Source organism: Enterobacter sp. BIDMC 26 (assembly GCF_000534435.1).
Taxonomy (GTDB): Bacteria; Pseudomonadota; Gammaproteobacteria; order Enterobacterales; family Enterobacteriaceae; genus Enterobacter; species Enterobacter ludwigii.
In genome coordinates this window covers 952,961-962,298 of record NZ_KI973182.1, presented here as the reverse complement: position 1 = coordinate 962,298, position 9,338 = coordinate 952,961, and the positions used below count along the sequence as shown (strand labels likewise).

Here is a 9,338-nt window from a genome sequence, read left to right as displayed (position 1 = left end):
TCTTCGTCTGATGGTCCAGTAGATCCCAGTCGTGATCCGTTCCGTAAATGGGTTTAACCCAATCGCAAGCAGTGTCCACTACCTCAACCCTTGCGGGTCCAGTCTGTGCGCAGCTCACGATCAACATCGTTATCAGGCATGTGGTTAACATTCTGCTGTACATTGCTGGCCTCTTTCGTGACTTCCGCCTTGCGTTCCGCCGCGGCAACGGTCGCCGCAGCATTCTCTTCAGTGCGCTGCTGTTTGGCTTTTGCCTCTGCTTTTCCGCTTCCACGAATATTTCCAGCAACAAACCCGCTGAGCGCGACGGCCACCAGCGCACCAAGACCGCCCAGAATCATTTCGATGATGCTCATAGCCACCTCAGATCAGCACGGATTTAGCCAGATTAAACAGTGCGCGGCGTTGCTCCAGCCCATTTCGGCCGCCGTTGATGAGCAGCGTAACGCGCTCAACATCGCCGGAGTGGAGCAGGCAGCCGCGGGAAGCATAGAACCATGCTGCTGAACGTGCGGCGTTTTCGTCGACCTCCAGCAATTCAGGCTGTGTCACCAAATCCAGCTTCAGCGGCTGACCGCAGCTGCGGTAGTTGCTCAGTCCGGTGATTTGCTTCAGGCCTCGCCCGCGATATTTCCAGCCGTCGCCCGCTACCTGATTACCTAGATTCTTTTTCCCCCACTCTCCACCGTAAACAAGATTGGCGATCGCTTTCTGGTTAGCCGGTTGAGTAGCCGTTCTGCCGAGCGCGGCGGCCTGCTGGGGAGTAATGCGGTGCCTGCCGAATGTGTGGACCAGTTTTTCCGCCGCATAGTTCAGGTTTTCCACCAGACGGGTAAACCCGCCGGACTCATGACCCATCTGTGCGATAAACATGGCCTGATCGAGCGGCGCGGTAATGCCGAATTCCTTCATTGCAGCATCGATGTAATGAAACCAGCGCACGGCTAGCCCGGCGCTGATACCTGCCGCCTTTTGAAATTGTGTTTGGTTCACGTTGTTCTCTCTCCTGTAATGCGAGCGATGTTGCCGCCCGCACGCCAGATAGCGATGCAGACAACAAGATTAATGAGGATTTCACCGTAATCGACCTGCACATAATCGCCGTGCCAGATGCGGAAAGCCGTGTATGCAGGAGCCAGAATCAGCCCATAGGCCAGAAGCTCCATTATCCGGCGCCGCCGCATACTGCGCTTACGGAAAAACATCAGGCGGAACGTAATCAAGATGCAGGCCAGTGCATTAAGGTGAAGCAACAGCCATGGAAAGTTCAGCAGCAGCCACGTCATTCTTCCCCCTTCACGCCGGGCAGATTGCCTGTTTTTGAGCGGGCAAGAATGCGCAGCAGAATTGTCACTGAAACCGTTGAAGCCGCCAGTGCGCCAATTGCTGGCGAAACCTTAATAGTGACTGGCGGGCCAAGCTGATTCAGTCCGGCGTTGATAAGGGCGGCGATAATTTCTGAAGCAGTACCGGCACAGTAAATGCCACCGATAAACGAAATGAGCGCAAAAAGAATCTGCTTCCAGATTTTGTGGTCCTCAGAGCTGAGGATATACAGCGCCGCCCCTGCGAGGGAGCAGACCATCACTGCGGGCGTAGCCTCTGGAAAAAGCGTGGCGAAGGTGATTCCGGTTGTACCAGCAGCCACGCCCGCCGTTACCGTTGCAGTTATTGGTTCTGCGGACATTTAGCCCCCTCTTTTTGCCGTGAGCCCTCTCAGAACGAGGGGATATAAAAAACCCCGGCGGGGGCCAGGGCTTAAGGAACTGATCTGTTGAAAGTTGTTATCAATCTTCCATAATGTGATAAATGGCCCTTGTTACGCTATTGAAATGCCTCTATAAATTTCAGTTCAGTATTTTTTAATGGATTTAAAATGGAATTGTCACTAAAAATAGATTCAGTAACTTCGTTTCTCAGCTACGTTTACCAGCAAACAACTCCAACACACATCAGATGCTACAGAGGCCAGTCAAACACTCAATGGAGTTTGAGACCTTCTGTTATGCGAGGCCTTCGCGCAAATGCCGAAAGGCAGATTTTCAGCGAGTTAATGGTTGAATCTCCAACAGAGTTCAATGGTGATCGCTTGATGTTCGACAAGTTAGTCAGAGCACAGCATTATGGACTGCCAACCCGCCTTCTTGATGTGTCCCTAAACCCTCTGGTTGCCCTATATTTTGCTTGCAACGAGGAGGCACACCATGATGCAAATGGTGTCGTACACGTTTTGGACTTTGATGAAAGTCGAGTACGATTTTCAGATAGTGATACCATCAGTTTGATATGTAATTTGGCACGACTCACCGATACAGAAAAGACTGAAATTAAGCAGGAATATAAGAAAGTTAAATCCTGGAATGAAGGTGCTCGCGTGGAGTTTCGCAAACTTGCTCCTATGAAACGCCTATATCAGTTTATTAGAGTAGAAAAACCCTACTTCACTGATTCGATAAAACCTGGCGACATGTTCAGATATTATTTTGTGTACCCAGCTAAAACAAACAGGAGAGTTATTGCTCAATCAGGAGCATTTCTAGTCGCTGGACTTCTCGAGTACTCATCCCCTGGCCGAACACATAAAGGTTTTACCGCAAGTAAAATTGTGATTCCAGCCGAGGCGAAATCACAGATACTTAAAGACTTAGACGTTTTGAACATCAACTCCAGAACAATGTTCCCAGAAGTTGAATTTGCAGCTGGGTACATAAAGAAGAAGTGGCAACTGCGCTAACCCCAACTTTTTGGTGTGAGTCAAACCACTTTTGTTTGGCTCACATTCTGTGTCGTTTCAAGTTACCCATCAGAATCAAGTACGAATGATAGACCACTTATAAGACATTAAACTATAGCGCATGAAGCTTAGAATCCACAACAAAGTGGACTTTAGCGCTTCGACAGGCCAAAGGATTAATGCACTGACGTTGGTTTAGACGTTAAAATTTGTCACGACCGGCGCTCTAAAAGCGTTTTAAGTCCGTGTATTAGAAGCCACTCTTAACAGACTACGATAGTTTTTGCGTACGCGTTAGTGTTTTTTGACACTACAAGTGATAAGGTTAAAAACCGTTCTTAAACAACATGGTTATGAGCTCCTTTATAGGCTAAAATACTGTATACACATACAGTACAAGGCGGATTGATATGAATCGTTTAGCAAGGCTACTACTTACTGCGAGCTCCATCGCTCCAGTTTGTGTGACGTTGATTTTCATAGGGTTTATGAAGCACAACACATGGCTTATATACACAAGTCTTGTTACGGCGGTTGTTAGTTGGATACTTTGTCTGACTTTAGTAACTGTGGCCGAAAAAAAATTTGAAATTCTTAGTAAGAATATTGACTCCGTGTCACCTGCAAACAAAGAAGTAACTAATTACTTTCTTAGCTATCTGTTCCCTTTACTTGGGACGGATTCAATTGCAACTGTAAAAGAGTATGCTATATTTTTTTATGTATCACTTCTTTTATATATATCCTTTTCCGAAAACTACAACTTCAATCCCGTGTTAGCTTTACATGGGTATAAATTTTATGAAGCTGAAGATGATACGGGTGTGGGGTTCGTGTTAATTTCCAAAGAGATTATCACGAACATCAAGGATATAAATTTTAAAGTTGTCAAACTGACTGAACACACATTCCTACATGTAAAAGGATAAATCCATGCCGTTATTTGCAATTATGGATAATCAGAGCGCTATAAAAATAGTGAGAATCAAACTAGATAGAGCTGCCTCGACTATGATTAACGAAACATTTAATCAGCAAAGACAATATTTTGAAGCGCATCATGACTCAGTAATACCATTTTATGCTGGATATAACCCTAGTTACAATGAAAGCTTTGAATTAGAGAATTTCCATGATTCTAATTTACTTATGGATGCAGTAAGGAGAAACACTGCAATTCCCGAGTGGAAACCTGAAGAAATAAATATAGACCACATTAAAGGTTTGTTTGTAGGTGTTGGTGAACCTAATGCGGAAAATTGCATTGCCTTACAAACCTTTAATAAAAAGCAAATCCTAGACACATCTAAATCATTTGTAATGTCCCTGGTTGGGGCGGCAAATACTTTTAGCAAAGCTGAAAAGGTTGGATTTAATATAGACGATAAATTAGTCGCCATTATTAAAAATGATAAAATTTATTTCCGAAGCTTTTTCAAACTTCGCAGTATCTTTGACATGACAGTGTATTTTCAAGAGGCTACAGACCAAGATCTTGCATTATTTTCCAGTAATGCTGCATTTTCTATACCTGAGGGGCTTGATTTGAGCGTTATTGCCGACACCCCAATAAGAAATAAAATAACATTAATAAATAAAAGTGGGATTTTAGACGCTGAATTACTGCCCGTTTTGAAATCTGCAGCAGAAAAAATTGGATTCCCTTTAAAAATCAAAAATATCGAGGGCCAAGAAAGAATTGAAATGCCCCAAACAAAGAGAGAAATTAAAGCTCTATTGGATTTTTTGGATGAGGATATTTTTACCTCAGAAATTAGCCAAAAGGTCTTTAAGAGCAATTCAAAAAGACCTTATGCATGAGATAGATATCGATTTATTAAATATTTATAAATATAAACAGCCCTTCGATGAACCCAAGGGCTGTTTGGAGATCCTTTCGTATCGTTCCATCAGAACACTTACGCTTCTTTGCTATAGCACGTAGCGAGATACCAATAACAAAGTGAGCAATAATCAGCTCATATTGTTCCGGCTTATATTTCTTCAGGCGTGCAACACAGCCATCAATCATTATCCCTTCATCGTCATCACATTGCAGACGTGACTTTTTACCGTGCGGCAGTAAACTTTTAAAACCAGCAGCTATTGGTTGCCAGTCGACTCCACTGCTATCAGCTGCAGCCCAGGCTCCCCAGCGGTCCATTACCTCGTACATATCACGCATTTTTCTCTCCAATGTTCTCGATAATTATCATTCCGGTTTCGCCCCATACTTTTGATGTCCGGGCGTCCCAAATGTGGGAGTCATCCTCAAACAAAGCGTCCAATAGAGATTTTGTTAAGTTGTCCAGATCGGGCTTTTGCTGATGGGGTTGTCCGTCCATAGCTGCGCGTTTTTTATTGCTCCAGCTCGTCGGCATCGGCAAAACGAATGTGATGTGGGCGCCGTTCTCCGGTACCTGGATTCCATGAAGGCGGGCTTCATCGCAAAACATGCGATAGCGCATCACCGGCGCGCGCTGCTTCCACTTATCAGCGCGGGTCATGCGTGGTTTTCCGACAGGAGTGATGAGGTATTTAGGCATAGAACACTCCCAGCTCTAACTGGACCTGTTCCAGCAGCTGCAACTCGGTACCGAAGTTTCTCTCCCAGAGCTTACGGCCAGCATGAATGGCCACACCATAACTGCCGTTGCGATGGTGCATATGGCACAGAGGAATTGATTTCCGATGGTCAGCGCGCTGGCTTGCGCCCTGCCCGGTTCGGATGTGGTGGATTTCCGCAGGCGTTTCGCCCAGGTTCTGATTTCTGCGCACGATACAGCCCAGTGCGGCCACACGCGAAAGATGGAGGCTATCTGCTTTCTTCATGCTGGACCACCAGCATAAGCAGAAGCACCGCACATAGACGGGCGGTGTGAGTAATTCGAGGTAGTTCTTTGCGCCATCACTTTTCTCCGGTGATGGTGCGACAGGCGCTGGTTGTTCAGACCAGCTTGATTATTATAAATCAGTTGTCAGGGTTGCGGAAGCGCTCAGCATGTTGCTGGAGAGATTCGCGGGTAATCAGTATTGCTTCGAGCGGGATAGGTATCACGATAAAAGAACCATCTTCATTGGTCACTACCTCATAACGTCCAGCGGGGCGAACGGCAGCTATTAATTCTTGCTCATTCATAACGCAAAATCCTATTTAATTCAGTCATCCCCGATACAGCGGGGTCGGCCCTTTTCTCCCTGCGCACTGAACGTTACTGAAGCAGCCCTTTTCGCTAACGCCTAATAGGTTAGAAAGACCAATTAGCCGTAATTGGTCTGTGTAACCGATCTGCTCTTTAAGCACAGGAATCGTGTACGGTCTGCTAAATCACTGGCCGATTGTCGGTATCTGTCACACGGTTCAGGAGATGAGTTACTACCCCCATGACTGTTGCATCATCCAGCGCATCACCCTCAATAGCCTCTCCATCCTGAGTTATCAGCGCTTTCCCCTGCACTTTTGCGAAATCCAGACTGCCGCAGAACGAAACCAGGACGGTATCACCCACTTCCGGCTTTCTGGCGACGTTTATGACCGCGTAGCCGGCTGAAGTTTCGATGGTTCGGCAGTTGTCGTCAAAGCCGTAAAGGCTGGTGATAGTGAGCGTCTGTTCTGCGTAGTCTGCTGCTGGTGATAGAAAACCCATGATTACCACCCCTGATGATTAACTGTATATTTATACAGTAACGCCATACAGAAAAATGATCAATGGATTAAGAGCACGAAATGTTAAAGGATATTTGGCATTAGGCATAAAAAAACCCGCCGAAGCGGGTTTAAAACTTAGTGCTTAGTGCGCACTGGAAAGGACCAGCATTTGTAACCATAGGCATGAGCATCAAGAATCTTACGTTCAGAATCAGGAGTCCCTGCCTTTGCACGAGCTTTACGGAAACGGCATTTTACCCAGCGAAAACCGGCTGGTAACGGTTTGGTAGCGATGTCTTTTAAAGCCATACATAAACCTCGCCTCAGGGGAGCACCTCCCTAAAACTTGATTAAAATATGGGGATCCGCTACTGTACTATTGTGTACGCAGTACTGATTGCGGGTGCTCCAACATCCCCAATCCGGGCCCTTCCTCTCCAAAGGCTGGGCCCAAATTCTTTTTATGAACGCACATACGCTTTTAATACCGAAAGAATACGCTCAGCATCTTCCGCAGTGAGATCAGTTGGTAAGCCTTGGACAGTAATCATCGTTCCTGTCTCCGGGCGAACTACAATCGGCAAATTGAAGGCTTGCACCTTCTCTCTCTTGCCCAGTTTAATCTTCTCCGCATTCTGATCCGCAGTATCAAATCCGTCTTGGCTTCCGTCAGTATCTGACTGGTTTACAATAGTACCCACTCGCACATACTCCTCGAACTTGTTAACGGCGCTTTTAAATCGGCTTTGATAGCTTTGAATGGAAGATTCACCAGGCTTCGTGGACTGGGTCGCAATATACTTCTCGATCAAGTCTTCAACGTCTAGATCTCGTACATCATCATCACTATGAATTTTGGTAACAGAGAGCAATAGCAACGCTGAATTCTTCAGGTTACGTGCAGTTGCTTCATTGATGAGTCCCAATGAAGGCAGTTCGTACAGGAAATCGAAGAAAGCTTGAGTTGAATAATTGTTAGCCATGACTGAATCTCTGATTACTTCAATACTGTTAGTTTAGAATCAAAGGATTCATCGATCAATTCTTTTTTCATCGATCGATGAATCCAATTGAAAAGACCTCTAGTCACAACCACAAAAAAGATCAATCAAATTTTGTCATAAGCCACAACAAAATCACACCACCCCAATAATATCAGTCAGTTACACAGATCTTTGATGTAGACCAAGATTTTAGCATCATTGTTTTAATCTGTATTAAACAGCAGTGATAAATGCATCGTCATTCTAGCTCTACCAGGAGTTATCCAGCCAGAGGTTGTTGCCTGTTCATATCGACCTGGATAATCATCCATTGGGTTCGCGCTTTCATTGAATTAAGAATGATATGTGCCCTTTTGCGGTGAAAGTCTTACTTAAGGTTGCATACCCACTCTATGCTGTGAAAAGCGGCTAAGGTCAAAGTCGATAATTGCACGTTGGTCACGGAAAATACCGCAGCGACCGTAACGGATAAGCTCTCCACGTTGCACGGCAATCCGGATGTACTTCTCTGCCGTGGTTCGGTGCAGGTTAAACATCGCGACGACGTCCTTAGTCGTGATACGGCCCTGCTCTTTCACCAGTTCGATAATCCGGTTAATCATCACCGTGCGCTCTTCATGAGTTTTTGGTCGTGGCATCGTTGATTCCTCACACAAGCTCTTTCCATTTTTCCTGAAGCAACTGCCGGGCCGCTGCCTCACCATCAGGCGGGAACGAAAATCCCGCCCGGATGCCAGGGCAACCGTTCGAACAGCGGACCTCTGCTGAACCCCAGTTCATTCCCCGGCTGCGAACCCTCAGTGAAGGGGCCATGCCGCATTGAGGGCATTTCGGTAAATTAGTCATTCCCCAGCCCCTCCAGCAGATGCTTATGGCGGCGTAGCTCCCGAACGGCGCCCTGAAGACGCTGCAGGTTTGACAGCTTCGCTTTTGTCCGGCGGATTTCACCGGAGATATAACGGGATGACGGAATAATCAGGTCATCAGGGCGAGAGGCGAATGCCGGGATGGTCTCAATAATTTCTGCAGTTGTTTTTTCTGGCTGTGCAGCTTCGGCTGTAACGCCTGCGGCCTCACCAGCTCCAGGCAGAGACCATGTCACGCCCTTCCCCTCGCCGTTTTTGATAACCACGCCCTGCCGCTCAAAAGACAGCATTACAGAGACCATGCCGCGGGCATTACGATTTACAGCTGCAGCCAGCGCAGCGGTGGTCATAGAGCCGCTCTTTCCAAGCAACTGGCGGATGGCCACAACATCAACCGGTGCTGGTTCATCACCTTTCAGGCGCGGAGCCTGATTCGCTGGCTCCGCTGCCTGAGGTTTGATCGGCTGCCTGGCCTGCTCTTTAGCTGTACCGATTGACCATGCGCCATCGTAAAAATCACATAACCCTTGTTCTTTCTGCTCGCGCAGCATGTTCAGCGCTTCAACGGGCTCGATATCCAGACGGGCAGCAACCTCGCGATATGTCGCTTTTTTCATGGCTTTCAGTGCATCAAGTACGGTTTCCATAAATTTTCTCCTGTTCACATACGTTTTGATTTGGCTGCCTCTGCCTGCGCTTTAAGTAACTGCGCGGGGGTCGGCCCTGGCGCATGGCGAGGTGCGGCAATCTGTTTTCTAACCGGCGGGATCTGATATCCGTCCGCCACATGTTTTTCCCACTTCGCCAGCTGCATAGCGGCCAGTGCTTCCAGTTCGGTCTGAGTCATTTGCCGCTCAACACCGGTGCGGCGCATTTCGGTGCAAATCTGATATAAAACCGGATGGCGCCATGGAAACTGTTCAGAGCTGTCATAGCGGTAAGACTCGTTACGCCAGCGCCTGTATTCCGCCATCACGTCGGCAGTTCTCAGCCCCAGAGCATTGCCGCCCGTATCCGCCACCAACGTTACGAATTCAGCCAAGTCTGGCGGCCAAGAATTTCCCGCTTTACAGCGCGCAACCATG

The 9,338-nt window shown here is 47.1% G+C and carries 16 protein-coding genes; 3 read left to right on the top strand and 13 right to left on the bottom strand.

Translation table 11 applies throughout. From position 1 onward, the window contains the following. Positions 1-83: 83 nt before the first annotated feature. From L462_RS18715 to L462_RS18730, 4 genes are read right to left on the bottom strand one after another with little or no spacing between them, the layout of a single operon-like run. Positions 84-356: a hypothetical protein gene (locus L462_RS18715; protein WP_032677918.1), complete on the bottom strand. Its 273-nt coding sequence runs from the start codon at positions 354-356 to the stop codon at positions 84-86. A gap of 7 nt (positions 357-363) precedes the next feature. Then, entirely contained in the window at positions 364-993 is a 630-nt protein-coding gene (locus L462_RS18720; RefSeq protein WP_032677917.1) for a glycoside hydrolase family 19 protein, read from the bottom strand. Beyond that, a complete protein-coding gene (locus L462_RS18725) occupies positions 990-1,286 on the bottom strand; it encodes a phage holin family protein (protein WP_032677916.1) in 297 nt (98 codons plus the stop codon). The genes L462_RS18720 and L462_RS18725 overlap by 4 nt, the downstream gene beginning before the upstream one ends. After that, positions 1,283-1,687, bottom strand: a complete 405-nt coding sequence (locus L462_RS18730; protein WP_032677915.1) for a putative holin — start codon at positions 1,685-1,687, stop codon at positions 1,283-1,285. The genes L462_RS18725 and L462_RS18730 overlap by 4 nt, the downstream gene beginning before the upstream one ends. A gap of 189 nt (positions 1,688-1,876) precedes the next feature. Here L462_RS18730 and L462_RS18735 point away from each other — a divergent pair, with 189 nt between their 5' ends. The 3 genes from L462_RS18735 (at position 1,877) to L462_RS18745 (ending at position 4,555) form a co-directional block, all read left to right on the top strand. Further along, positions 1,877-2,734, top strand: coding sequence for an FRG domain-containing protein (locus L462_RS18735; protein WP_032677914.1), 858 nt, complete (start codon positions 1,877-1,879; stop codon positions 2,732-2,734). A 410-nt stretch (positions 2,735-3,144) separates the two neighbouring features. Continuing rightward, positions 3,145-3,663: a hypothetical protein gene (locus tag L462_RS18740; protein ID WP_032677913.1), complete on the top strand. Its 519-nt coding sequence runs from the start codon at positions 3,145-3,147 to the stop codon at positions 3,661-3,663. Positions 3,664-3,667: 4 nt separating this feature from the next. Next, a complete protein-coding gene (locus L462_RS18745; RefSeq protein ID WP_032677912.1) occupies positions 3,668-4,555 on the top strand; it encodes a Kiwa anti-phage protein KwaB-like domain-containing protein in 888 nt (295 codons plus the stop codon). 16 nt (positions 4,556-4,571) lie between these two features. Here L462_RS18745 and L462_RS18750 read toward each other — a convergent pair whose 3' ends face one another. From L462_RS18750 to L462_RS0123350, 9 genes are all read right to left on the bottom strand, one after another. After that, positions 4,572-4,919 (bottom strand): antiterminator Q family protein, encoded by a 348-nt coding sequence (locus L462_RS18750; protein WP_032677911.1) that lies wholly within the window; start codon positions 4,917-4,919, stop codon positions 4,572-4,574. After that, on the bottom strand, positions 4,912-5,280 hold the full coding sequence (locus L462_RS18755; RefSeq protein ID WP_032677910.1) for a RusA family crossover junction endodeoxyribonuclease: 369 nt from the start codon (positions 5,278-5,280) through the stop codon (positions 4,912-4,914). The genes L462_RS18750 and L462_RS18755 overlap by 8 nt, the downstream gene beginning before the upstream one ends. Beyond that, positions 5,273-5,566: a Ref family recombination enhancement nuclease gene (locus tag L462_RS18760; protein ID WP_032677909.1), complete on the bottom strand. Its 294-nt coding sequence runs from the start codon at positions 5,564-5,566 to the stop codon at positions 5,273-5,275. Before L462_RS18760 ends, L462_RS18755 begins: the two co-directional genes overlap by 8 nt. 139 nt (positions 5,567-5,705) lie before the next feature. Then, on the bottom strand, positions 5,706-5,873 hold the full coding sequence (locus L462_RS25305; protein WP_181006729.1) for a hypothetical protein: 168 nt from the start codon (positions 5,871-5,873) through the stop codon (positions 5,706-5,708). Between the two features lie 184 nt (positions 5,874-6,057). After that, positions 6,058-6,381, bottom strand: a complete 324-nt coding sequence (locus L462_RS18765) for a hypothetical protein (RefSeq protein ID WP_032677908.1) — start codon at positions 6,379-6,381, stop codon at positions 6,058-6,060. Between the two features lie 463 nt (positions 6,382-6,844). Continuing rightward, entirely contained in the window at positions 6,845-7,366 is a 522-nt protein-coding gene (locus L462_RS18770) for a hypothetical protein (protein WP_023311195.1), read from the bottom strand. A 392-nt stretch (positions 7,367-7,758) separates the two neighbouring features. Then, the gene (locus tag L462_RS18775) at positions 7,759-8,025 is read right to left on the bottom strand and encodes a DUF977 family protein (protein ID WP_023311194.1); all 267 of its coding nucleotides are present in this window, start codon (positions 8,023-8,025) and stop codon (positions 7,759-7,761) included. Between the two features lie 200 nt (positions 8,026-8,225). Then, positions 8,226-8,900: a DUF1627 domain-containing protein gene (locus tag L462_RS18780; protein WP_032677907.1), complete on the bottom strand. Its 675-nt coding sequence runs from the start codon at positions 8,898-8,900 to the stop codon at positions 8,226-8,228. A 14-nt stretch (positions 8,901-8,914) separates the two neighbouring features. Next, entirely contained in the window at positions 8,915-9,337 is a 423-nt protein-coding gene (locus L462_RS0123350; protein WP_050595775.1) for a replication protein P, read from the bottom strand. Position 9,338: the final 1 nt, after the last annotated feature.

What these genes read in the sequence shown, in the direction of transcription:
- L462_RS18715 (WP_032677918.1), bottom strand. Translation starts at nt 356, where the DNA reads ATGAGCATCATCGAAATGATTCTGGGCGGTCTTGGTGCGCTGGTGGCC.
- L462_RS18725 (WP_032677916.1), bottom strand. Translation starts at nt 1,286, where the DNA reads ATGACGTGGCTGCTGCTGAACTTTCCATGGCTGTTGCTTCACCTTAAT.
- L462_RS18730 (WP_032677915.1), bottom strand. Translation starts at nt 1,687, where the DNA reads ATGTCCGCAGAACCAATAACTGCAACGGTAACGGCGGGCGTGGCTGCT.
- L462_RS18735 (WP_032677914.1), top strand. Translation starts at nt 1,877, where the DNA reads ATGGAATTGTCACTAAAAATAGATTCAGTAACTTCGTTTCTCAGCTAC.
- L462_RS18740 (WP_032677913.1), top strand. Translation starts at nt 3,145, where the DNA reads ATGAATCGTTTAGCAAGGCTACTACTTACTGCGAGCTCCATCGCTCCA.
- L462_RS18745 (WP_032677912.1), top strand. Translation starts at nt 3,668, where the DNA reads ATGCCGTTATTTGCAATTATGGATAATCAGAGCGCTATAAAAATAGTG.
- L462_RS18750 (WP_032677911.1), bottom strand. Translation starts at nt 4,919, where the DNA reads ATGCGTGATATGTACGAGGTAATGGACCGCTGGGGAGCCTGGGCTGCA.
- L462_RS18755 (WP_032677910.1), bottom strand. Translation starts at nt 5,280, where the DNA reads ATGCCTAAATACCTCATCACTCCTGTCGGAAAACCACGCATGACCCGC.
- L462_RS18760 (WP_032677909.1), bottom strand. Translation starts at nt 5,566, where the DNA reads ATGAAGAAAGCAGATAGCCTCCATCTTTCGCGTGTGGCCGCACTGGGC.
- L462_RS25305 (WP_181006729.1), bottom strand. Translation starts at nt 5,873, where the DNA reads ATGAATGAGCAAGAATTAATAGCTGCCGTTCGCCCCGCTGGACGTTAT.
- L462_RS18765 (WP_032677908.1), bottom strand. Translation starts at nt 6,381, where the DNA reads ATGGGTTTTCTATCACCAGCAGCAGACTACGCAGAACAGACGCTCACT.
- L462_RS18770 (WP_023311195.1), bottom strand. Translation starts at nt 7,366, where the DNA reads ATGGCTAACAATTATTCAACTCAAGCTTTCTTCGATTTCCTGTACGAA.
- L462_RS18775 (WP_023311194.1), bottom strand. Translation starts at nt 8,025, where the DNA reads ATGCCACGACCAAAAACTCATGAAGAGCGCACGGTGATGATTAACCGG.
- L462_RS18780 (WP_032677907.1), bottom strand. Translation starts at nt 8,900, where the DNA reads ATGGAAACCGTACTTGATGCACTGAAAGCCATGAAAAAAGCGACATAT.
- L462_RS0123350 (WP_050595775.1), bottom strand. Translation starts at nt 9,337, where the DNA reads ATGGTTGCGCGCTGTAAAGCGGGAAATTCTTGGCCGCCAGACTTGGCT.